Annotated in this window: 20 protein-coding genes; 11 read left to right on the forward strand and 9 right to left on the reverse strand. The window is 35.8% G+C overall.

What is annotated here, in order from left to right; translation table 11 throughout:
• From KO02_RS14670 to KO02_RS14695, 6 genes are all read right to left on the reverse strand, one after another.
• Positions 1 to 882 (reverse strand): ORF6N domain-containing protein, encoded by an 882-nt coding sequence (locus KO02_RS14670; protein WP_038699438.1) that lies wholly within the window; start codon positions 880 to 882, stop codon positions 1 to 3.
• On the reverse strand, positions 882 to 2,966 hold the full coding sequence (locus KO02_RS14675) for a type IA DNA topoisomerase (protein WP_038699441.1): 2,085 nt from the start codon (positions 2,964 to 2,966) through the stop codon (positions 882 to 884). Before KO02_RS14675 ends, KO02_RS14670 begins: the two co-directional genes overlap by 1 nt.
• 61 nt (positions 2,967 to 3,027) lie before the next feature.
• Positions 3,028 to 4,497: a DUF3945 domain-containing protein gene (locus KO02_RS14680; RefSeq protein ID WP_038699443.1), complete on the reverse strand. Its 1,470-nt coding sequence runs from the start codon at positions 4,495 to 4,497 to the stop codon at positions 3,028 to 3,030.
• 97 nt (positions 4,498 to 4,594) lie between these two features.
• Positions 4,595 to 4,891, reverse strand: coding sequence for a helix-turn-helix domain-containing protein (locus tag KO02_RS14685; RefSeq protein ID WP_038699445.1), 297 nt, complete (start codon positions 4,889 to 4,891; stop codon positions 4,595 to 4,597).
• A 26-nt stretch (positions 4,892 to 4,917) separates the two neighbouring features.
• Positions 4,918 to 5,271, reverse strand: a complete 354-nt coding sequence (locus tag KO02_RS14690; protein WP_038699447.1) for a helix-turn-helix domain-containing protein — start codon at positions 5,269 to 5,271, stop codon at positions 4,918 to 4,920.
• A 250-nt stretch (positions 5,272 to 5,521) separates the two neighbouring features.
• On the reverse strand, positions 5,522 to 6,367 hold the full coding sequence (locus KO02_RS14695) for an RteC domain-containing protein (RefSeq protein WP_038699449.1): 846 nt from the start codon (positions 6,365 to 6,367) through the stop codon (positions 5,522 to 5,524).
• Between the two features lie 427 nt (positions 6,368 to 6,794).
• Between KO02_RS14695 and KO02_RS14700 the strand changes: the two genes are divergently transcribed.
• From KO02_RS14700 to rodA, 6 genes are all read left to right on the forward strand, one after another.
• A complete protein-coding gene (locus tag KO02_RS14700) occupies positions 6,795 to 8,453 on the forward strand; it encodes a M1 family metallopeptidase (RefSeq protein WP_038702754.1) in 1,659 nt (552 codons plus the stop codon).
• Positions 8,454 to 8,624: 171 nt separating this feature from the next.
• A complete protein-coding gene (locus tag KO02_RS14705) occupies positions 8,625 to 9,650 on the forward strand; it encodes a rod shape-determining protein (RefSeq protein WP_021191193.1) in 1,026 nt (341 codons plus the stop codon).
• Between the two features lie 89 nt (positions 9,651 to 9,739).
• Positions 9,740 to 10,579, forward strand: a complete 840-nt coding sequence (gene mreC / locus KO02_RS14710) for a rod shape-determining protein MreC (RefSeq protein ID WP_038699451.1) — start codon at positions 9,740 to 9,742, stop codon at positions 10,577 to 10,579.
• Positions 10,572 to 11,087 (forward strand): hypothetical protein, encoded by a 516-nt coding sequence (locus KO02_RS14715; RefSeq protein ID WP_038699453.1) that lies wholly within the window; start codon positions 10,572 to 10,574, stop codon positions 11,085 to 11,087. The genes mreC and KO02_RS14715 overlap by 8 nt, the downstream gene beginning before the upstream one ends.
• A 36-nt stretch (positions 11,088 to 11,123) precedes the next feature.
• Entirely contained in the window at positions 11,124 to 13,100 is a 1,977-nt protein-coding gene (gene mrdA, locus KO02_RS14720; protein ID WP_038699455.1) for a penicillin-binding protein 2, read from the forward strand.
• Positions 13,093 to 14,358 (forward strand): rod shape-determining protein RodA, encoded by a 1,266-nt coding sequence (gene rodA / locus KO02_RS14725; RefSeq protein WP_038699457.1) that lies wholly within the window; start codon positions 13,093 to 13,095, stop codon positions 14,356 to 14,358. The genes mrdA and rodA overlap by 8 nt, the downstream gene beginning before the upstream one ends.
• 193 nt (positions 14,359 to 14,551) lie before the next feature.
• Here the strand turns inward: rodA and KO02_RS14730 are convergent, their stop codons facing one another.
• Positions 14,552 to 15,169, reverse strand: a complete 618-nt coding sequence (locus KO02_RS14730) for an IMPACT family protein (RefSeq protein WP_038699459.1) — start codon at positions 15,167 to 15,169, stop codon at positions 14,552 to 14,554.
• Positions 15,166 to 16,029, reverse strand: coding sequence for a transporter (locus KO02_RS14735; protein ID WP_038699461.1), 864 nt, complete (start codon positions 16,027 to 16,029; stop codon positions 15,166 to 15,168). The genes KO02_RS14730 and KO02_RS14735 overlap by 4 nt, the downstream gene beginning before the upstream one ends.
• 940 nt (positions 16,030 to 16,969) lie before the next feature.
• On the opposite strand from KO02_RS14735, the gene KO02_RS14740 reads away from it, so the two are divergent.
• The 5 genes from KO02_RS14740 to KO02_RS14760 all read left to right on the forward strand — a co-directional run bounded on the left by KO02_RS14740 (position 16,970) and on the right by KO02_RS14760 (position 22,210).
• Positions 16,970 to 17,794: a prephenate dehydratase gene (locus tag KO02_RS14740; protein ID WP_038699463.1), complete on the forward strand. Its 825-nt coding sequence runs from the start codon at positions 16,970 to 16,972 to the stop codon at positions 17,792 to 17,794.
• 43 nt (positions 17,795 to 17,837) lie between these two features.
• Complete coding sequence (locus KO02_RS14745; RefSeq protein WP_038699465.1) at positions 17,838 to 18,941, forward strand: chorismate mutase; 1,104 nt, start codon at positions 17,838 to 17,840, stop codon at positions 18,939 to 18,941.
• Positions 18,941 to 20,188 carry a 3-phosphoshikimate 1-carboxyvinyltransferase gene (gene aroA / locus KO02_RS14750; RefSeq protein ID WP_038699469.1) on the forward strand — a complete coding sequence of 416 codons (1,248 nt, stop codon included), beginning with the start codon at positions 18,941 to 18,943 and terminating at the stop codon, positions 20,186 to 20,188. The genes KO02_RS14745 and aroA overlap by 1 nt, the downstream gene beginning before the upstream one ends.
• A gap of 68 nt (positions 20,189 to 20,256) precedes the next feature.
• The gene (gene aroC / locus KO02_RS14755; RefSeq protein ID WP_038699471.1) at positions 20,257 to 21,360 is read left to right on the forward strand and encodes a chorismate synthase; all 1,104 of its coding nucleotides are present in this window, start codon (positions 20,257 to 20,259) and stop codon (positions 21,358 to 21,360) included.
• Positions 21,350 to 22,210, forward strand: coding sequence for an ROK family protein (locus tag KO02_RS14760; protein WP_038699473.1), 861 nt, complete (start codon positions 21,350 to 21,352; stop codon positions 22,208 to 22,210). Before aroC ends, KO02_RS14760 begins: the two co-directional genes overlap by 11 nt.
• Positions 22,211 to 22,229: 19 nt before the next feature.
• On the opposite strand, the gene KO02_RS14765 is transcribed toward KO02_RS14760, so the two are convergent.
• Positions 22,230 to 24,644 carry a thiamine pyrophosphate-dependent enzyme gene (locus KO02_RS14765; protein ID WP_038699475.1) on the reverse strand — a complete coding sequence of 805 codons (2,415 nt, stop codon included), beginning with the start codon at positions 24,642 to 24,644 and terminating at the stop codon, positions 22,230 to 22,232.
• Positions 24,645 to 24,803: the final 159 nt, after the last annotated feature.

Here is a 24,803-nt window from a genome sequence, read left to right on the forward strand (position 1 = left end):
TTATTGTTTATTTAAGATTTGCAGCATTCGACTCACCTCAATATCCATTCTCGAAAAGGCGAACCATTTTTTGCCCAGGTCTTTGAGTGAAGCCCCGATGTGATAGAGTTCTGAATTATCAATTATCAAAAAACGGTCGTGGGCATCCGAAAATTGCTCAACTTCAATAGGCAGATATTGGCTATTGTACCGTTGCAAGTCCAACCGTAGCTGATTGCTGATGCTTTTAGTATAGATTGTTGCTGTTACATTCGTGTTCCGTTTACCCAACAGGGTCAGCACAGTATCATCCACATAATTATCCAAAAGGATAATGGAGCTTTTGGCACTTCGTGTAATATCCGACACGAAGGCGTAAGCATCGAAAACCTGCCCGTTGTAGAAGATGCCTTTTTCGCTGTGGATCTTGTCGCTTTCCAAAGCCTTAAAAATCTCTTCAAATTTTTGGTTGGCTTCTAATTGCTTTAGTTCAATTTTATCCAAACGATGAAACAGTGAAGCATTGCTAATAAGCATTCTACGCATTTCCACAAAGGCTTCCATAATTTCAACACTGACTTTAACGGCAATATCTGAACGGAGTATTGCAGAAGCCATTGCGACCCCTTGTTCGGTAAAAACGTAGGGCAAATAACGTCTTCCGCCATAGCTTAAACTTGAGGTTCCAATTTGGAACCTCAAGTTTTCAACTTCCTCTTCAGTCAGTTGAAAGCAAAAAGAAGCAGGAAACCTTTCAATATTTCTTTTTACGGCTTTGTTAAGGTTCTTTGTTTCCACCTGGTATAAGGAAGCAAGGTCGTTATCCAGCATTACCTGCTTGTCACGTATAGCATAAATCAGGTTTCTGATTTCTTTGGGAGAGATAAGAGGTTTATTTTCCATTACTTTTTATAATTCTTGTTTTTCTCAAATTCAAAGGAACTTTCAGCTTTATCATTTAATACGATGTAGGCATCGAACTTCTTTCCGGCTTTGCTTTTCATCCCTTTAATCAGAGTTGTTTTGCCTTTATTAACGAGGTTTTCAATATTAGCGATGCTGATTTGTACGCCACACACATTGCGGAACTGTACCCAGTTACAAACTTCATAGAGACACTTAACAATCTTATCCCCAATAATGAGTTGCTGGCTTTTACATTTCGGGCAAGTAAGTTTGGGTAAGTTGTCTTTGGGAATGGAAGTTTGCAACAATTCGTCGGTAATAGATGATGCATAGGTTTCCATCTCTTTTTGAAATGCTCTCGCATCAGCTTCGTTATTTTCGATTTTCTGCAAAGCTAATTCCCATTCGGCAGTCATAGCCACATCTGCAATTTTTCTATACTTAACCAAATCATATACCTGCAATCCTTTTTCAGTTGGTATCAGCGATTTCTTTTCCCGTTGGATATAATTGCGGGTAAAAAGCGTTTCGATTATGGATGCTCTTGTTGCAGGGGTGCCAATCCCAATATTGTGAAGGGCTTTTCGTTCTTCCTCATTCCTCATTTCTTTTCCTGCATTTTCCATTGCAGATAGTAGACCTGCTTCGGTGTAAAGCATTGGTGGTTTGGTTTGCTTTTTCAAAATGGAAGCTTCCTTGATTTTGATTTCATTGCCCTTTTTCAATTCCGGCAGATCCTGTACAGGTTCGGTGTCTTCATCTGTAAAATTTCCTTTGATTGAACGCCAACCGGATTCAATGATCTTACTGCCTTTTACCGTAAAATCATAATGAAATACCTGTAAAGTCACATCAGTCAGCTCTTTAATACAAGCTTGTGAAAGGGCTTCGAGTAACCGAAAAGCAATCATATCATACACTGCATTTTCTTTAGCATTAAGTGCCGATGGAATTTTATCCGTAACCAACAAACCGTGGTGGTCAGTAACACGCAAATCGTTCACGATGCGTTTATTGAAACGTCCCCATTTCATTTTTGATACGGCTTGCTTACAGGTTTCTTTGTCCTGTAAAGCCCTTACAAGTGTGGGGATTTCTGCCCATACATCTTCAGGGATATATCTGCTTCCGGTACGTGGATAAGTGATGAATTTCTTTTCGTACAAACTTTGGGCAATGTTGAGCGTTTCTTCGGCAGAAAGGTTGAGTTTTTTGTTTGCTTCCTTTTGTAGTCCAGTAAGGTCAAACAACAAAGGCGGTTGCTCTGTAACACTTTTAGTTTCTACCAATGTAATCGTTGCCGTATCGCTTCGCTGAATGGCTTTCAATGTATCATTAGCAAGTTTTACTTCTTCCCATTTAGTTTTAGAAAGGCTTTTAAAATCTATCAATTCTTTGTTGTGCAATAACTGTATCTGCCAGTATTGCTGCACCGAGAATTTTTTGTTTTCGAGATAACGCTTACATATCAAAGCAAGTGTAGGTGTTTGTACTCTTCCAAGCGAGTAAACTCCGTTTCCTGCAGCTATGCTCAGTGCCTGCGTGGCATTGATGCCAACCAACCAATCGGCACGGCTTCTGACTTGTGCCGCCTGATATAATCCGTCAAATGCTGCCCCGTCTTTCAGATTGTCAAAGCCTTTTTTGATGGCTTTTTCGGTAAGCGAACTTATCCAAAGCCGTTCAAAAGGTTTGTCACATTTGAGGTATTCATAAATATACCTGAAGATAAGTTCACCCTCACGACCAGCATCGGTAGCGACAATAATGTTGTCGCATTTATCAAATAGTTCTCTGATTACTTTCAGTTGTTTCAATGCTCTTGTATCGGTTGCATAGCTTTTTTCTTTTTTGACTTTGCGGACAGTCAGTAAAAATGGGTACGGAAGTATCGGCAAAGATCCTTTGTCAAAACCTGAAATTCCGTAATCTTCAGGCATTCCCAATCCTATGAGGTGTCCGAATGCCCACGTAACAAAATAGCCGTTACCTGTCAGGTAGCCATCCTTTTTATCGGACGCTCCCACAAGTAAGGCTATTTCCCTTGCTACGCTTGGTTTTTCTGCAATAATTGTTTTCATGTGAATATTTTAATTGTTTTTCATTGGTCACATGGAATGCCTAAAGGCATTTCATAGTTCACTACCTTTTTACACCTTTGGACTTAGCAGGAGCTTTGGACTTTTCCTGTTGTTCCTGCTGCTGTTTGTTTTTCGGTCTTTGTTGTCCAGACTTCAAAGGTTCGTTCATGTTTTTGGTCGCTTCATTGGTTTTCCCCTCCGAATTGACGGCAGTCTGCGTTTTATGGACTTCGGTAGGTTTTGCCTGGGCTTTGAGCTTGTCGGGATTTTGGAAGGAGAAATCTGTTTTGCCCGATTCTTGGTTGAGTGTGATATAACCCTGATATTTTTGTCCTTTTTTATCTATCAGACCATCTACATAAACGGTTTGTCCGGCTTTGAACTTATTGTACTGCTCATCATCAAGTTTTTTACCTCTGAATGTTTTTGGAGTTTCCTGCGACTGACTTTGGCTTTGCTGAATGTTTTGTTTGCTGTCTTGCGATTGTTGTTTAGAATTACTTCTGTCAAACAAAAACTCTACATAGCGTTTATCCGCATTGAACTGTACGGTTGCCAAGAACTCCGTTCCTTTTTTAGAAATCATCCCCTCCAATTGAAGCGGTTTACCATCCATTAAAGTTTGCTTTTGGGTATCGTCCAACTTTACCCCCTTAATTTCATCGGGAATTTTTATGAAATCCGTCCGTAATGCAATTACATCATTTGTTAGCCTGTCTATACTGATAATGGACGGCATCAATTCTCCTGTTTTGGTATTTTTCAAATCAACCACACGTCCCATATTACCCGTTTCGAGTAGGTTCTTTTTGTCTTCGTCCGTAAATTTGTGTCCGAAAAATTCAAAATGTAGGTTAGGTTCTTTTCTGATACCATGTATTGCTGCTACAACCTTTCCGTCTTCAGTAGGCTGTAAAGAGAGACGGGCATCTGTACGGACAATGGCACCACCTAGATTGACACTTATCGGCACGAGTTGATTGGTTTTATAACCTTTTAATAAAGGTTCTAACAGATTCATTTTTTCAAGACGTTCTTTGCCCAATCCGAGATTGTTCATAGTGTCCCAATCAATTTGTTCCGGTTTATAGCGGTTTTCGCTTGTTTCCGATATTGTCTGTGTTGTTTCCATATTATTTTGATTTTCTTGTTTCTGTTCTTGTGGCTGCTCAGGTTTAACCTCGTGTTCCTTCATTATTTTTTCTCCATCAGGAGTTGGATTGTTTACCTGCTTCTGCATATCATTTGCTACATCAACGGCAACAGGTGCGGGCACTTTAAAAAAGGTGAAGTTGGTCGGGTTATTCAGCTGACTGAAAAAATTGGAGAAGAAATTGGAAAAAAAATCACCGCTTTTATCCACACGCATAAATTGATTTTCGTTCTTCTTGGTGGGATCAACGGTTTCCATTTTCCCGTTTTCATCAATGCTCTTTACTGCCTGAATTTTCATTTTTTCTTTATCCAGTACAAGCAGAATATCAGATAATTGCTCAGTAATTTCAGTTTTATTTAAAGTTTCTTCACTCATAATCTTAAAAATTTAAAATTCAACTTCAAAAGTAAAATAACACCTCACTGCATTGCGCTAATTGGCACTGGAAGGAAGTGTTTGTCGCTCAAAGGCATCATGGTTTTGTGGATGGTGGATTAAAACTCTCTCTAATGAACTGATGGACATCAGAAAGTTTGTAATACAGCTTACCGCTTATAGTATAATAGGGCAGCTTACCAATAGAGCGGTATCGTTGAAGGGAACGGTTACTGATTTTTAGCATTTGAAGTAGATCCTGATTATCTAGCAATTCTTCCCCGTCTATACTGTTACGTTTCTTTTGCAGATTATCAATATGGTCGCCCAACATATCAAAGCGCCCCATCAGACGTTCCATCCACGCCAAAAATTCTATTCTATCAATATTCATAAGGATATATTTTTAAATGGTTGTACCTATTTTTTGTCTGTCTTTAGCTTTCTGCCTTTTTCGATATAGCTTTTGCCTTTCGCCATAAGTTCTTGCACAAACTCATCAGTACTCTGTACGGCATTAGCATTGAGCATATTTTTAATTGCCCCAACGGTGTAGAAATATTGACCATACATTTTTGAATAGGCGATCTCGCCTTTGCTACGCATACGCCAAAGGGTTTTCTCGCTGATTTGCAGGTACTGGCATACTTCATGGTTATTTAGCCACAGGTCATCATAGCTTTTATCTTCCTGTCTTTTCAAGTAGTCGGCAATTGCATTGATACGGTTGTTGAGTTGTACCCAGGCTTCTTCTTCTATAGTTATGATTTTCATTGCATAGCTTTTTAAAATTTACTATGCAAAACTCCGAAAGGTGGCAATATCTTTCTGCCAAGCCTTACCCATTGGTTTGACGTTTTTTTGATATTTTTTACAATTAGGGAAAACCTTTGTTTAAAAGGATTTTGGAGTATTTGAGATATTTTACAATGAAGTTTTGAGAGTATTTGCCAATTGGCAAATATGGGCAAGTCCAAAGCAGTACACGAAATGTACTGCTTTGGACTTGCTGTTTAACCTTTAGCTAAAGGTTTTTATCCATATATTCTTCGAGGGATATTTTGAGCTGATCTAAAAATGCAGTCCGGGAACCTGCCCGTGTTTTCATTCGGTGGAAAGAGTGATGTATATCGTTTAAGGGAGTTCGGAATAGCACCTGAAAAATCAACGCTAATTTTCGGATGCCTATTTTTCTGTCTGCAATGGAATTTGAAGCATACAGAGCATATACAAGTTCAATAAGTGCGTTTTGAGAATTTGTCCAAGAAATATCCTTGTTTCCATTCCCGTTTATCAGAACCATATCACGGTCTTCGTCAGGGCTGATTTTCGTTAGCAAATAAGTATAGAGTAATTCGTTGGCTATGATGTGGGCTATTTTATTATCATAATAGGTTGAAAAGGTGAGGTCAGTTTCAAATACGTCACTATTCAATCCTTCGTGATAATTGATTTGCCCAAGTCTAAAATAAGTATAATCACGATCTGTACGGCCAGAGCGATAATATCGATAAAAATTTTCATTACAAATACTGTCTCTGTATTTTATTTTTAGACATTTTAGTTCGTTCTCGTAATAACTTTGGTGAATTTTACCACTATTAACTGGGCATGTTGTTTCAATCCGAAATATTTTATTGTAATAAATGAGTTTCCCTAAAATTTGTGGTTTGATATTTTTAAAAAAATCAATCTCTTGTTGTTCATCTGAAAATTTATTTTTTAAGGTTTCGACTTTTATGGTACATAACATTTCGTTTAAAAACAAAGTCATTTGATATGCCTCTTTCGCAGTACTCATCATCTGGGAAGATAGTTTATCTTCCTGATGATGAATTTTCGAAAAAATTTTACTCAACAGGATCTGCATAGTTTAATCATTTAGAAATTACCACTATTTGTTTCGGAACTGTATCGAATGTTGGTATGTCAAAATTTGGAAATTATTTCGAGACCAATCTCACAGGTTCACCCAACTGTGGGGATTTTTTTTGACGACTTTTCATATAGAGTGGAAAAAAATGGATAAAGCACCAATGTACTTTATCCATTTTTTATTACATTTGCCTCAATGATTTACAAGGCAATCATATGAAAGCGAATGCAGTAAGCACCATTACCAAATCGTTACCGATTGGTTTTTTAACTCCTGTAAACTACTCTTTATAAGCTACTTTGGGCTTTATTAATCTTTTTCAACAAAAAAAAGAAATAGGATTTTAAAGGAAAACCATTGCTAATTTTTAAATAGCAATGAAAATCTCTTATATTTAGCATTTATATCAAAGTATAAAGTGTTGAGAAATTTATCCTATTTATTCGTATTTCTTTTTTTACTCCCTTTTATTACAAAGGCACAATTATTATCCAACAAAGAAGAGTTTTCCCGTAAAGATTCATTACGAGGTCAATTGACCCCATTAAGGACGTGTTATGATGTCACTTATTATCATCTTGACATAGATGTTGATATCAAAAAAAGAAGTATTTCTGGGAATAACCTTATCAAATTTAAGACCTTAGCGGATTTCAATCGTATTCAGATTGATCTATTTGACAATATGGCTATCGATAAGATTCTTTATAAAGGAAAAAAACTTAAATATACCCGTGAATTCAATGCTGTATTTATAGACTTCCCTTCACAAATCAAGGCAAAGAGTATAGATTCGATAAATGTCTATTTCTCTGGGGTTCCACATCAAGCGAATCGCGCGCCTTGGGATGGAGGATTTGACTGGAAAAAAGACAGTAATGACAAACCCTGGATAGCGAGTGCAAATCAAGGTGTTGGAGCTAGTTTGTGGTGGCCTAATAAAGATCATCAATCTGATGAACCCGATAGTGTCCTCATCTCGGTAACTGTCCCCAAAGATCTCATAAATGTTTCAAATGGTCGATTAAGAAGTGTTGAAACCATTGGCAAGAAAAAGTCCAAATTCAATTGGTTTGTCTCAAATCCCATAAACAATTACAACATTGCAATCAACATCGGAGACTATGTCCATTTTCAAGATAGTTTTAGCGGTGAAAAAGGTAAGCTAGATATTGATTACTACGTACTACGGGAAAATAAAAATCGGGCAAAACCACATTTCGAGGCGAATGTTAAACCGATGCTCAGCGCTTTTGAATATTGGTTTGGCCCCTACCCTTTTTATGAAGACAGTTTCAAACTTGTAGAAACGTCTCACTTGGGTATGGAGCATCAAAGTGGTATAGCATATGGCAATCGTTTTTTAAATGGCTATCTGGGCAGAGATGGGTCAGGTACAGGTTGGGGGCTCAAGTGGGATTTTATTATCATCCACGAAGCGGGACACGAATGGTTTGGCAATAACATCACTGCATCAGATATTGCTGACATGTGGATACACGAAAGCTTTACTAACTATTCGGAATCACTATATATTGACTACTATTTTGGTAAAAAAGCGGGTCAGGAATACCTCCACGGAAACCGTCGAAGCATACAAAACAAAACACCTTTACAGGGACAGTATCATGTGAACAATGAAGGATCCGGAGATATGTACAACAAAGGTGGTGTACTGCACAATATGATCCGGACAATCATAGCTGACGACCATAAATGGCGCAACATTCTTCGTGGATTAAATTCAAAATTTTATCATCAACAAGTTAATTACGATGATATAGTCAATTACATCAATCAAGAATCTGGTTTTAATTTCAGTTCAATATTTGAGCAATATGTAAAAACCACAGCCATTCCAGTTCTCATAATCACGGATCAAGATGATGGAAAAATCAAAGCAAAATGGAAAAATACAGTTGATAATTTCGAAATGCCTATCTACATTGGAACAGCTGATAATAATTTAAAAGCAATTAATATCACGAATGACGATCAAACATTAAATATACCCAATCTATCAAAAGAAAATATAAAGATTGACACTTTTAATTACTACATTGACGTTCAGAAAAATTAATTTCGGAGTTAAAACATAAGAAAATGCTTAATTAAACGTTTACTTGTTATCAACTTAAAGCTCCACAAAAGAGTTCTAAATTATCAATAAAAAAAATCAAGACTTACACACAAAAACTAATAATTTTTAGTAGGTTTGCATATTCATAAAAAGTAGCTTAAAATACAGCAAATGGGTTTATTTAACTGGTTTACACAAGAAGTTGCCATCGATTTAGGTACCGCAAATACCTTAATCATCTATAATGACAAAGTAGTAGTTGATGAACCTTCAATTGTAGCTTTTGATCGTACGACTAACAAAGTAATTGCAATCGGACGTCAGGCAATGCAAATGGAGGGTAAGACACACGATAATATAAAAACAGTACGTCCCCTTCGGGATGGTGTTATTGCTGATTTCACTGCCGCTGAACATTTGATTCGTGGTATGGTGAAATTAGTTAACAATGGTAAAAGTTGGTTCTTTCCTTCTTTAAGAATGGTTGTTTGTATTCCTTCAGGAATTACTGAAGTAGAAAAGCGTGCCGTACGTGATTCTGCAGAAATTGCAGGTGCAAAAGAGGTTTATTTGATTCATGAGCCAATGGCAGCAGCTGTAGGTATCGGAATCGATGTTGAAGAACCAATGGGTAATATGATTATTGATATTGGTGGGGGAACTACAGAAATTGCAGTAATAGCGCTTTCTGGGATTGTTTGTGATCAATCAATCCGTGTCGCTGGTGATAATTTCGATTCGGATATTGTTCAATACATTCGTAGACAGCATAATATCATGATTGGTGAGCGTACTGCGGAAAAGATTAAAATTGAAGTTGGAGCTGCTCTACCTGAGTTGCAGGATCCACCTGAAGATTTCGCTGTTCAGGGTCGTGATCTTATGACCGGTATTCCTAAGCAGATCACTGTATCGTATACCGAAATTGCACATTGTTTGGATAAATCTATTTCGAAAATTGAGGAAGCAATTTTGAAGGCATTGGAAATCACTCCTCCAGAATTATCTGCAGATATCTATCAAACGGGAATATACTTGACTGGTGGAGGTGCTTTATTGAGAGGTTTAGATCGCAGAATTCAGGCTAAAACAAAATTACCGGTACATATCGCTGAAGATCCTCTTCGCGCAGTTGTACGTGGTACGGGAATAGCATTGAAGAATATCGGAAGATTTAAATTCTTAATGCAATCATAATTGCCACGTCATAAGATTACACATGCGATATAGTTGATTTTTCACTATATCGCTTCTTTATTAAATAGCAAAGCAATAATAATTAAAAAATGAAATCCCTCTGGTTATTCCTTAGACGTTACAACGCTTTCTTTTGGTTTATCCTATTTTTTGGATTTTCGATGTTCCTGGTTGTCACCAATAACACCTTTCAACGCGCTAGTGCACTGAACTCATCAAATAGTTTCATAGGTAATATCTATGAAAAGATAAATTCTTGGAAAAGTTATCTTTCACTAACGGAAACCAATGATGGATTGGTTAAAGAAAATGCTAATTTAAGAGCTAAATTAGAGAACTACCTGACTACAGATAGTGTTAAGATGCTACAACCTGCTATTGATAGTAGCGATTTTGGACGTTATGAATTTATCACCGCAAGTGTCATCAACAACAGTATCCACCGTAAAAGCAATTACTTAACTTTAAGTAAGGGATCTTTGGACGGTATAGAAAAAGGGATGGGAGTACTCGCTCCTAATGGTGTAGTAGGTATTGTTCTTAATGTAACACCACATTTTTCTACAGTTCAATCGCTCCTTCATCCAGACACTAAAATTTCTGTTACTTTAGACCATAGTGATGTCTTTGGTTCATTAGTATGGGGAAACAATGTAGATTATAGATTTGCAATGGTTAAAGAAATCCCAAACCATGTTAAAGTTAAAACTGCAGAAAAAGTCTTTACATCAGATTATTCCGGGCATTTTCCTAAAGGTATTCTAGTGGGAGCTGTCGTAGAAACGGGGATCTCTTCTGGCGATTCTTTTCTGGACTTAAGAATTTTATTAAGCACCAATTTTTCAAATCTGGATCATGTATATGTCGTTAAAGATCGATTAGCAAAAGAATTAAAACAATTAGAAGAAACGAATCAGGACAATGGCTAGAATATTATTATTTAATATCATTCGATTTATAGTACTTATAAGTATGCAGGTATTTTTATTTAAAAATATTGGCTATTATAATCTAGCGACTCCATTTCCTTATATTCTAATAATCTTCCTCCTTCCTACTGGAATGCCAAACTTTGTTTTGTTTTCCATTGCTTTATTAACAGGCTTGGCTGTCGATACTTTTTATGATACATTAGGTGTAAATGCAGCTGCATGCATCGCATTAGCTGCGTATCGTGTATTTTTCTTAAAGATTACGATAGAAAACGATATGGATAGTTTCATTACACCCATATTAGGTGAGATGAATTTTAAATGGTTTTTATCGTACACCTTTTTTGGAACTCTAATCCATCATTTCGTACTGATTTTGTTGGAAACATTCAGTTTCAAACACTTCCAATATACACTAGCAACTATTGGTTTAAGTTGTATCTTTACAATGGCTATTTTACTCATATTCAGTTTTCTTTTTTACAAGAAGAAGAGTAGGATCTAATCGTACCGAAAGGTAAAAAATAGGACATAAAAATCTATGAATAGTTTTTTTGCACGTAAATTCGTTATCCAGGGCATTATTATTAGTATTGCAATATTAATAATAGCTAGGCTATTCTACCTTCAAATTATCGATGATTCTTATATACATTCTGCAAACAGTAATGTGATGCGGAAAGTTATCGTATATCCTGCTCGTGGTGTCATATTAGACCGAGAAGGTCAGGTTTTAGTCCAAAATGAGCCTGTATATGACTTAATGGTTACACCTAGAGAAGCGAAGGATATAGACACGGCATTGTTATGTCAATTAATTAATATTGATAAGGAAGGCTTTATAAAGCGTATGAATAAAGCAAAGGCACATTCACCTTATCGTGCTTCTGCGTTCGAAAAACAGTTATCCTCTCGCACCTATGCGCATTTACAAGAATATTTATATCGCTTTAGGGGATTCTATGTACAAAATAGAACTGTCCGCAGTTATCCGGATAGTATAGCGGCCCAGTTTCTAGGATACGTTAATGAGGTAAATGAGAAAGATATTGAAAGATCAAATAGTTTTTATCGCCCTGGAGATTATATAGGTCGAACAGGTGTTGAACGTTCTTACGAAGATTTATTGCGCGGAAAAAGAGGTGTTAAAAATCTAATGGTCGATGCATTAAATAGACCGAAAGGTGTATTTATGGAAGGCCGATATGATACTTTAGCGGTTGCTGGTGAAGGATTGGTATCGTCTTTAGATAGAGAATTACAAATCTTAGGTGAAAAACTGATGAAGAATAAGATGGGTTCTATTGTGGCAATTGAACCTTCTACCGGAGAAATTCTTGCATACGTGAGTAGCCCTAGTTACAATCCCAATGATATGGTTGGGCGCGAAACAGGTAATAATTTAATGAAATTATTAAAAAACAAAAGTAATCCACTTTTTAATCGACCTATTCAGGCATCTTACCCGCCAGGTTCCGTCTTCAAGGTTGTGGCAGCCCTTACTGCTCAGCAAGCTGGTGTTATTGATGAAAACACCAACTTCTTTTGTGCGCATGGCTATCGTTATGGAGGAGGTAGAGCTGTCATGGGATGCACGCATTACCATGGTCCTACTTCGCTAATACAATCAATTCAAGTCTCTTGCAACACCTACTATGGTTACACGTTTGCAAAAATGATTGATTCACGTGGTCTTTCCGGTCCTAAAGCTTATGATTTATGGTACGAAGCAATTTCAAAATTCGGTATTGGTCATCCACTGGGTATTGATCTACCTGGTGAAAAAGGAGGCTTATTGTACAAATCAGATTATTTCACCAAAAGGTACGGAAATGATAAGTGGCGTTCATCATTTAATATTTCATTGTCCATTGGTCAGGGAGAAATGGGGGTTACTCCCCTTCAAATGGCGAACATAATGGCTATTGTTGCAAATAGAGGGTTTTACTATCGACCGCATTTAATAAAGGGAATTGGAGATAAAAAGATAGTCAAGGAAGAGTTTACAGAAAAAATATCTGCCGGCGTAGATGCTAAATATTATACACCTATTATAGAAGGCTTAAGTAGAGCAGTCAATATGGGAGGAGGAACCGCTTTTGCAAATAGAATAGCAGATATCGAAATGTGTGGTAAAACGGGTACAGCGCAAAATCCACATGGTGAAGATCATGCTGTATTTTTTGCTTTTGCACCTAGAGATAATCCTAAAATTGCTATTGCTGTATTTGTTGAAAACGCAGGGTATGGAGGTGTTTGGGCTGGTCCAATTGCGAGTATGATGGTGGAAAAATACATTAAAGACACCATTACTATGCCCAAGCATATCCAAGATCGTATATACAATGCCAACTTCATGCCTGTTCAAAAAGTTGAAGTCAAAAAGACAGAAGTAAAAAAGGCAACAGATTCAACTAAAAGTAAGCAGGATACTACGAAAAATATAACCCGCATAACAGCAGCAATTCCACAAGAGTATAGTTTTTATCATAACGTTGTAAAGAGAGTTCATGAATAACCAAAAAAATAGTTTTTTCGGAAAAATAGATTGGTTAACCATTTCTTTGTGGCTTGCGCTATGTATAATTGGCTTGTTCAATATTCATGCGGCTGTATATGACCCAGAAAATCCAGGTCTATTTAATATGGCAACCAAATATGGGAAACAGTCTATGTATATTGCTTCGGCTTTAATACTAGGCATAACTATATTAATTATTGATGCAAAATTTTTCAGTTCAGCATCGCCTATCATTTACGCTTTTGTTATTCTATTATTAATTGCAGTACTAGTCATTGGTAAAAACGTAGGAGGTAATCAAGCATGGATTGATTTGGGTTTTTTTAGACTTCAGCCTTCCGAATTTGGAAAACTTGCTACCTGTCTACTTTTGGCAAATTATCTTAGCTCACAAAGCAATAAAAACCCGAATCTACACACACTTGCAATCGGTTCTGGTATTGTTCTATTTCCTGTATTTTTAGTTATGCTCCAGCCAGATACTGGTTCTGCATTAGCTTTCTTTTCCTTAATATTTGTCTTTTACAGAGAGGGTTATGTTAATAATAATTTCCTGCTTTTTGGTGGATTATGTATCGTCCTATTCGTAGCGGCTTTATTAGTTAATGCATGGATACTAATTGGTATACTTGCCATTATTGCTGCATTTTTCATGTGGACTTTTAGAAAGAAGAGAAAACATCTGATTAATTTAGGAATTCTTTTTGCTGTTTCTTCTGTTTTCATACTATGTGTGGATCTTGTCTATAACCATGTTTTACAATCCCACCAAAGAAACCGTATTGACATCATCCTAGGAAAAATGGATGATCCTAGAGGCCAAGGTTATAATTTAAATCAATCCAAAATTGCTATTGGATCTGGTCAATTTTGGGGTAAAGGATATCTTCAGGGCACACAGACTAAATATAACTTTGTTCCAGAACAAAGTACCGATTTTATATTTTGTACTGTAGGAGAAGAATGGGGATTTGTAGGTTCTATCTTTCTGATTGGTATATACTTAACACTGCTACTGCGTATTATTCATATCGCAGAACGCCAACGCTCTGCCTTTGCCAGGATTTATGCCTATGGTGTAGCTTCTATCCTATTCTTCCATTTTTTCATTAATATAGGAATGACCATTGGAATTGTACCAGTTATTGGTATACCACTACCATTCATTAGTTATGGTGGATCTTCTTTATGGAGTTTTACCATATTATTATTTATTATGTTAAAGTTTGATTCCAATAGAAAAGGAATTGTGTAAAAGCAATTCCTTTTCTATTGGAATCAAATAGCTCTAAAATTAATCCAATAACGCTATCAACCAAAACCATTGGTCATATTGACAATACATGATCAAAGTACGCAACAATCATAATTTCTGCAATATTTAATGGAAGCAAAGTCAAATAGAAAGTAATGAAGTCTTATTCCATATATTTATCTTGTATACCTCGTCATATCGTTCTTAAATAACAAAGTGTACAATTATCTATTTTATCAAAACGAGCGATTACAGAATTGACCTGCATTTTTCGAACTTCCACTTCCATATAACACCTATTGTCGAAAACTTGTTTACTGACGGTAATATTTTCTTCTTTTACCACACGCATGACGTCATTCATTGCTAAATAGTCAAATTCAATCTTATAAATATCATTAACTGTTTTCTCGACAATATTTAGCCCTGCTAAAACTTCTTGGGTTGCTGTTTTATAAGCATTTATCAGTCCCGGTACACCTAATAGTGTTCCGCCAAAATAACGGACTACCACAACAATAATATTTGTTACATCTTGTGACAACAACACATTCAATATAGGCCTTCCAGCGGTACCAGATGGTTCCCCATCGTCATTCAGTCGATAAACAGTTCGATCTGGACTCATACGGTAGGCCCAACAGTGATGACGCGCTTTTGGATGTAATACTTTTAATTCCCCGATGATTTCTTTTAATTGATCTTCATCCTTAAATGGGTAAGCATAAGCTATAAATTTACTTCCTTTATCGCGAAATATTCCTTCTCCACTATCTTCAATGGTACGATATGTATCTTCAAATAAACTCACAAATATGTAATGATTAAAACTGAGACAATAGAAAGTGCTAAACCTATTTTATTAATAAAACTTAGCCTTTCTTTAAATAATAGAACGCCAACAATCGCTCCAACAGAGATAACACCAATATTCATTCCTGTAAATACTATGGAGGGGTTATCGGGAAGAGCACGATGTGCTTTCATATAAAATAAGATATTTCCAAAATTAAAAAGTCCAAGTACAACTCCATAAAATAAAGATTTAAAAGAAAATACTTGCTTTTCAAAAACTAAAAAATAAATCAGGAATAAAAATGCCACTACCGTCGATAATAGAAAAACGATAAACATTGAAGTCATATAAGGTATAGCCTGATGAAGTGCGATTTGTTTGAAAAGAATATCAATAATACCCATTCCAATAAACACAATAATGGGGTAGATTATACTTCCAATTCTATTTATTTGTGTCTTATTGTCTTTTTGCCATCCAATAGAACATATTATAGCAAATAGACCTACAAGAATACCAATGCCCTTATTCCAAGTGATTACCTCAGAAAAAAGTATAAAAGACGCTAACAGAGGGATAAATAAAGATAACCGCTGTGCAATTTCAGTTTTAACCAAACCTATATGTTGTAGGGTTAAGGCAATAAAGACAAAAAGAGTTGGAAGCAAGGTTGCCAACGGAAAATACAATCCCCAGGGCATATTCGAAAATGTTATACCTTCCAATTTTGGTCCTAAAACGAAATAGGTTAGCATAGCTGCAACCGGGTAATTCCAAACAATAATTTGTTTTGTACTCAACTGCTGGAGTTTTGCAAACTTTAATAAGATGGCAACAGTAACGCTACACAAAACACTTAAAAGGACAAAAATCATAAACTTCAATAATTCTTAAGACCAATTTCATTTGTTCTGGTCACTTATTCCAATTTTACGAAATATTCTGCATATTTCACATTAGTGGTAGTAGTATAGGATGTTGAATGATATTTTTTTTAAACGATTTCAGATAAATAAAGCTATACATATAAATTATTCCAAATATGATTTTAACAGTTACCTCAAAAACATCGTAATTCCCCTAACGATGTTCCAAGATATATATCAGATTTTCAACTAGTCTTAATTACTTATAGATTACTAATCAACATGTTATACTTTTTTATAACCTAATATTCTTCTCTAATTTTAAAATGATGTTTATACAGTATTTCATCTGTACAAAGCTGTATTTCATCTCTCTACAAATAGGTGTAACATGTAAAAACAGGAGAAAATATCTGATTAAATGCTTAAATATTAAGGTATAAATTGTAATAAAAAAATGAAATATTACAGTATTTATAATGAAAAAAATATAAATTTTTTACCATTTATTACTGTAAAAAATCACTAAAATATCTAATAATATATCAGTATTTAATAGACTGATAATCGATTAAATATATGCTTAATTAGCATAAAACATGATTTAAACATTAAAAAGAACATATAAAGGCCTAAATAAAATCGAAATAACGAACGATTATATCGATTAAAAATTAGAATAAATATCATTAAAAAAGCTATAATAAATACACAAAAAACAACATGAAAAAATAATTTATATTTATATTGTTTTTATCAAAAACATGCGTATATTTGGAATATCAAAACGGATAAATAATGACAAAGATGAATACATATTTTTTTATTTACTTTTATTTTAAAAAATAAGAGCGGGAACAAATTTGTAAAAATCACACGATATTAAAAAGCAAAAGTTCCGGTCATCAATCGGAACTTTTGCTTTTTATCAGAACATATAAAACAGACAATGAGTTTAAAAATTGCAATACAAGGAGCAAAAGCCTCCTTTCACGAGGAAGCATCATTTAAGTATTTTGGTGAAGACATCGAAACAGTAGAATGCGATACTTTTAAGAAAACATGCGAATTATTAAAGCAGAAGAAAGTCGATTATGTCGTAATGGCTATAGAAAACTCAATTGCAGGAAGCATATTACCGAACTACAATCTTTTAAGAGACTATAAATTTAACATTGTAGGCGAAATTGCTTTAAGTATCCATCAAAATTTACTTGCGTTGCCTGGTGTTAAACTTGAAGATATAAAATTCATTGAGTCCCATCAAATGGCTATTCGTCAGTGTGAAGAGTTTTTACAGGAATTACCTAATGTTAAAATATCTGAAAGCTCTGATACTGCAGCATCCGCATCAAAAGTAGCAAGTCAAAAATTAACAGACACAGCCGCTATTGCAGGTACACTAGCGGCAAAAACATATGGACTAAATATCTTAGAAGCAAAGATTGAAACAAATAAAAAGAATAGTACACGTTTCTTGATATTATCCAATGATGTGGAAGAACAAAAGAACACGAATAAAGCATCCCTGTCATTTCAAACGGGCAATTCAGTCGGTTCTTTAGCATCTATATTGCAATGTTTTGCGGAACAAAATGTCAATTTAAGCAAGATTCAATCTATTCCAGTCATCGGAAAAAGAAATGAATATGATTTTTTTGTTGACGTAGAATGGAAAAAGCAATCAGACTATGATGCGGCTATTCGTAAAGTGCTAAAACATAGCATCAACTTCAACATTATGGGTGAATATGTGAAAAACGACCGCATTTAAGTAGTAATAAATCAAAGTTTAAAATAAAAACTCAAAATAAAACATGAAAAATACATTGGATATCGTCCCTTTAAAATCTTGGTTAGATACAGGAGACAAACCTTTAATTATTGCAGGACCTTGTAGTGCTGAAACAGAAGATCAAGTACTTTCTACAGCACATTTATTAGCAAATACGGGTAAGGTAAATGTTTTACGTGCTGGTATATGGAAGCCTCGTACTCGTCCAGGAGAATTTGAAGGTATTGGTTCTATTGGCTTAGAATGGTTAAAAAGAGCAAAAGCTGAAACGGGTTTATTAATTGCAACAGAAGTTGCAACTGCGAAACATGTTGAAGAAGCATTAGCTGCTGGAGTAGATATATTATGGATAGGTGCTCGTTCAACTGCAAACCCATTCACAGTACAAGAAATAGCTGATGCATTAGTTGGAGTAGATATCCCCGTTTTTGTTAAAAATCCGGTAAACCCCGATTTATCATTATGGTTCGGTGCATTAGAACGCATAAATCGTGCTGGGATCAAAAAGTTAGGTGCTATACATAGAGGTTTCTCTTCTTACGAGAAATCGGCTTTCCGTAACGAGCCTATGTGGGACCTTGCTATCCAATTGAAGTCTTTATGCCCAGAGTTACCGATCATCAATGACCCAAGTCATATCTGTGGTAATCGTGAATTGTTACCATACATTTCTCAAAAAGCAATGGACATGGACTTGCAAGGTTTAATTATTGAATCACATATTGACCCTTCAGTAGCTTGGACAGATGCAAAACAACAGGTTACTCCTGCTGCACTATCTGATCTAATCGACAACCTGAACTTGCGTAAAGCAGATTCAGACAACCCTGCATTTGAAGATAAATTAGCTGAATTACGTAGCAATATTGATAAATTAGATGATTTAATTATTCAAAAAATTGGTGAACGTATGAAAATTGCTGAGAAAATTGGCGAATATAAACGTGATAACAATGTGACAATCTTGCAGATGAACCGTTGGGATGAAATCATTCAAAAACGTACTCAACTTGCTGAAGCTCTAACTTTGAGTAATGATTTTGCTGTGAAATTTTTAGAATTAATTCACAATGAATCTATTCGTAAGCAAAATACGATCATGAATCAACCTACGGCGGAGGCATAATGAATCAACAGGTGATTACACTTACTCACCCATCAAAAATCATAAATGGTACGGTTCAGCTTACTGGTTCAAAATCAGAAAGCAACCGTGCCCTTATTATTCAAGCGCTGGGAAAAGAGAAAGTACAAATAAAAAATCTTTCGCAAGCTTTTGATACGGTTACCCTAAAAGAAGCCCTTCAATTGGCCGCAAATCCACAATCGGAAATAAATAAAATCGATATTGGACCAGCAGGAACGGCGATGCGCTTTTTAACAGCCTATCTAAACTTAATTAAAGGTAACTTCATCCTAACAGGATCTGAACGTATGCAACAAAGACCTATCGGTATTTTAGTTGATGCTTTAAAGACCATTGGTGCCGATATTCATTATGAATCAAAATCGGGCTTTCCTCCTCTTAAAATCGAGGGCGGTATGATACAGGGAAAAGATAAGATATCCATTAAAGGAAACATCAGTAGTCAATATATTTCTGCATTATTGCTTATCGCGGCGACGTTGAAAAAGGGTTTAACCCTTGAGATTGAAGGAGAATTAACTTCAAGACCATATGTTACAATGACTTTGAATATGTTGAGGGAAGTTGGCGTTCAATATGAATGGGTCAACAATACGATTCATATCTCTCATCAAGAAATACAAGAAGCGACGATTTATGTGGAACCTGACTGGAGTGCGGCATCTTATTGGTATGCTATTGTAGCACTTTCAAACTCGGGTTCTATCGTACTCCCAGGATTAAGAAAAAACAGTCTACAGGGTGATATTGCCATTGTAGAAATCATGAGCCATTTTGGTGTTGCATCCTCTTTCGAAGAAGATGGTTTACATTTGACTAAAATAAGTGAACCTTCTGGCAAAACATTTTTCGATATGAAAGAATGTCCAGATTTAGCCCAAACGATAGTCGTTGTAGCAGCAGCTTTAAGACGAGATATATCCTTAACAGGGCTAGAAACTTTAAAAATTAAAGAAACTGATCGAATTGCAGCATTAAAAACTGAGATTGGCAAATTTGGCGCAAAATTGGTGGAGGATGGAACAACTTATCATATCAAGACAGATGAAGTTTTCGAACCGACCACTATTTCTTTTGCCACGTATGAAGATCATAGGATGGCAATGGCATTTGCTCCTCTTGCGTTGGTTTTCAAAAATATTAACATTGAAGAGCCGCATGTTGTCGAAAAGTCTTATCCAGATTTTTGGAAACATTTAGCTGATCAAAACTTTATTATTACTTAGTAATAAACACCGCAATAATACTCCTATTATTGCGGTTTTACCTATATTTATAGAAATTATATTAAATCATGGCAGGAAATTCATTTGGCGATTTATTTAGAATTAGCACTTTTGGGGAATCTCACGGAAAAGCGATTGGTGTTATTTTAGATGGTTGTCCTCCAAATATAGCTATTGATGAGGATTTTATCCAATCAGAATTGGACAAACGCAAGCCTGGTCAATCAAAAATAACCACACAACGGAAAGAAAGTGATACTGCTCAAATTCTTTCTGGTGTGTTTGAAGGTAAATCAACGGGCACACCTATTGCGATACTGATTCCTAACGAAGATCAACGCTCTAAAGACTATTCACATATAAAAGATATCTTTAGACCTTCCCATGCAGATTACACATACCATATGAAGTATGGTCATCGTGATTATCGCGGTGGTGGTCGCTCTTCAGCACGAGAAACGGCTGCGCGGGTAGCGGCAGGAGCTATAGCTAAATTATTTTTAAAACAAAATGGCATAGAGATTTTTGCACACGTTTCTGGTGTTGGTAAACTTGAATCACCAAATCTGGATACCAAAGACTTATCTGCATTATTAGATTTACGAGAATCTAATATAGCAAGGTGTGCTGACCCCGCAACAGCTAATGAAATGGTTGCTTTCATTGATTCTGTTCGCAAATCTGGAGACACGGTTGGCGGACGCATTTCCACAATAATTAGAAATGTACCTATTGGTTTAGGTGAACCAGTCTTCGATAAACTTCATGCAGATTTGGCTAAAGCGATGATGAGCATCAATGCTGTACATGGTTTTGAATATGGTTCTGGTTTTGCAGGATCCGAATTATTAGGCTCAGAACACAATGACCTTTTTATATCGGAGGATAATGATATTCACCGTACAAAAACTCATACTAATTTCTCAGGAGGAATACAAGGAGGAATTTCAAATGGAATGGACATCACCTTTAAAACAGCTTTTAAGCCTGTTGCTACCATTATGAGAGATCAACAAACTATTGACGCTAATGGCAACGAAGCAATAGTCCAAGGAAAAGGTAGGCATGATCCTTGTGTCGTTTCACGCGCCGTTATTATTGTTGAGGCAATGGCTGCATTAGTAATTGCTGATCATTTATTAAAACAATCTAGTTACAAAAATGTCAGATAAAAGTGAATTCATTTTAGGTGTAGATATTGGTGGTACACATATTAGTGCTGCATTAGTTAATAAATCGACTTGGAAAATTGTTTCTAATAACGTGGTGAGAAACCACGTTTTTTCGCAAGAAAGTGCTAAATCGATTTTTCTATCTTGGGCAGACACAATCAATAACTGTATAAAAGCTACAGCTCTTCCTATAAATTATATCGGCATTGCAATGCCTGGTCCCTTCGATTATGAAAATGGTATTTCACTCATTTCAGGTCAAAGCAAATATGATGCATTATATCAGATGAACGTGAAAACCCCATTGGCAGTTCTAATCGGTATTCCCGAAAAAAATATTCATTTCATTAACGATGCGGCAGCTTTTCTACAAGGTGAAGTCTTTGCTCAAAAACTAAATACACATGAAAGGGTATTAGGAATAACATTGGGGACAGGATTAGGTTCTGCAGTCTGGAACAAAGGAGATAAGTCGTTTGATGCTAATCTATGGGATACCCCGTATGAAAATTCGATCTTTGAAGAATACCTTGTAACGAGATGGTTTATAAGGCGCTTTAAGGAGCTCACTGAGCTAGAAGTTTCAGGACTTAAGCAAATCATCAATGAACACACAAATAATCCAGCATTTAGCATTATTTGTAAAGAATACGCATCGCACCTTGTTGATTTCTTGCGTTTTTTTAGTGAAAAATATAATTGTACGAATTTTATAATAGGAGGAAATATTGCGAAAGCACTACCAATACTCTTAAAAGACAAACAAGATCAGCTAAACTCCTTTACAATAAAAACAGCAACTTTAGGTGAAGAAGCTGCTATTATTGGTGCGGCAGCACAGTTCTCTTAGATTAAATATCCCTCACTGACTAAAATAGTGGGGGATATTTATCTGGATTACTTTCATTCATCATTTCAAATACAACTTCTACTATATCATCACTGGAAGGCTTCGTGAAATAATCGCCATCTGATCCATATGGAGGTCTATGTGCTTTTGCACTTAAAGTACGGGGTTGACTGTCCAATAGATAATAACCATTCTGTTCTTCTAGGATCTGTTGCAATATAAATGCTGAGGCTCCCCCTGGTACATCCTCATCTACAACCAATAATTTGTTTGTCTTTTTTAATGATTCTGCACTCAAATGTGCCTTATCAAAAGGTTGTAAGGTTTGAGCATCAATAATCTCTATATTTACACCTAATCTATCCAATTCCATGGCAGCTTCTTCCACTACACGCAAAGTAGAACCATATGAAACGACCGTAATATCAGTACCAGTTCTGACACACTCTGCATATCCTATTGGAATTGTAAAATCTCCTATATTATCTGGCAAGCGTTCCTTTAGTCGATAACCGTTTAAACATTCAATAACAAGAGCTGGCTCATCCGATCTAAATAATGTATTATACATACCCGCAGCTTGAGTCATATTGCGTGGTACACAAACATGTAAACCTCTCAATGTTCCTAAAATCATAGACATAGGAGATCCTGAATGCCAGATTCCTTCTAGACGATGGCCTCGTGTGCGAATGATTACAGGAGCTTTCTGCCCTCCAAAAGTCCGATAACTCAAACTCGCTAAATCATCACTAGCAACAGTAATACCATAGAGTAGATAATCTAAATACTGGATTTCAGCAATAGGTTTGAGGCCTCTAATTGCCAAACCAATTCCCTTCCCAATAATAGAATTTTCTCTAATTCCAGTATCAAATACACGCAACTCTCCAAATTTTTCTTGCAAACCTGCAAAACCTTGATTAACGTCCCCGATTTTACCTACATCTTCTCCGAATGCCAATAATCGCTCATCTCTATGAAAATTCTCTTCAAAACAAAGGTTAAGTATCTCTCTTCCATCAATAATTTTAGCATCTGAAGAATATCGTGGTTCAATTACTTCTACATGATCCGGACCATTTAACCCTGATGTAAATAACTTCGAATTATATCTTTCAGAATTTACGCCTTGCTGTTGTTTATACCATGCTAAAAGAGCTGATTTACCCGCAATTTCTTTTCCTTTCAATTCGCGAATAACTTTACGTACAGTACTATATACTTCCTTTAATGAAGGTTCTGTTAAGGACTGTAATTGTTTCAAAGGTAACTCGACTAGTTCATCATCAATCTGACTCAATAAATCTATTGCTTGAGAGGCATCAATCGCTAATGCTTTGTTATAATCAGTCCAAGCACGTCTCTGTTCCTTTTTCACAAAGTCCTTTGCTTCCTCATTAATTGCATTTATTTGCTCGGTCGTAGCAATAGCAGAATCAATAAGCCACTTCTCCATCTTTACAATGCAATCGTGCTCTAATTCCCACTCCAATCGTTCTTTCGATTTATACCGTTCGTGAGAGCCCGAAGAAGAGTGCCCCTGAGGCTGTGTCAATTCAATCACGTGTACAATACAAGGAGTATGATTTTCTCTTGCATACTTTGCTGCACGTTCATAGGTTTGACAAAGACCTGGATAGTCCCAGCCCTTTACTTTAAATATTTCAAAACCGTTGCTACCTTCTTCTTTCTGAAATCCTTTTAGAATTTCAGAAACATCACCCTTTGTCGTTTGCACCTCATTAGGAACTGAAATGCCATAACCATCATCCCAGATAGAAATAACAACTGGAATTTGTTTTACACCAGCAGCATTAACTACCTCAAAAAATACCCCCTCAGAGGTGGAAGCATTACCAACTGAACAAAAAACCACCTCATTACCTTCATCCGAAAAGTACTTTAGATAAGATAAATTTGGATTTTCTCTATATAATTTAGATGCCAAACCGAGACCCAAAATACGAGCCATTTGTCCACCTGTTGTTGAAATATCAGAAAAAGTATTTTTTTGCTTAGTTTGGTCTATCCAATTTCCATCTTTATCTATTACGCGAACTGAAAAATGACAATTCATTTGACGACCAGCAGATGAGGGATCATGCTCAACATCTGGATGAGCATACAATTGAGAGAAAAAATGATAAACAGTACTTAGACCACTTGCAAAAGCTAATGTCTGATCTCTGTAATATCCAGAACGCCAATCACCCTTTTGAAAAACTTTAGATACAGCAATTTGTGCCAATTCTTTCCCATCTCCAAAAATCCCAAATTTTGCTTTCCCTGTCAAGACTTCCTTACGTCCCAATAGACTAACATACCTGCTCTCTACTGCAACCTTATAATCTTCAACAATAATTTTTCTAAAGTCATCAAAACTTAATTTCGAACTTAAATCACTGCCTTGGTCTAATGTGGTTTCCAACATATTATATTTCAGTTTCCAACAAATTTAATAAAAATAATATTCTAAAATAATCATTATTAGCATTAATAAAAAATTGTAGATATCTATTTAAACAATATAAATATTTGTTTGAGGGAATTAGCATCTACAATTCCCTTATAGCTACTCTACTAAAGAGTC

The organism is Sphingobacterium sp. ML3W, assembly GCF_000747525.1.
Taxonomy (GTDB): domain Bacteria; phylum Bacteroidota; class Bacteroidia; order Sphingobacteriales; family Sphingobacteriaceae; genus Sphingobacterium.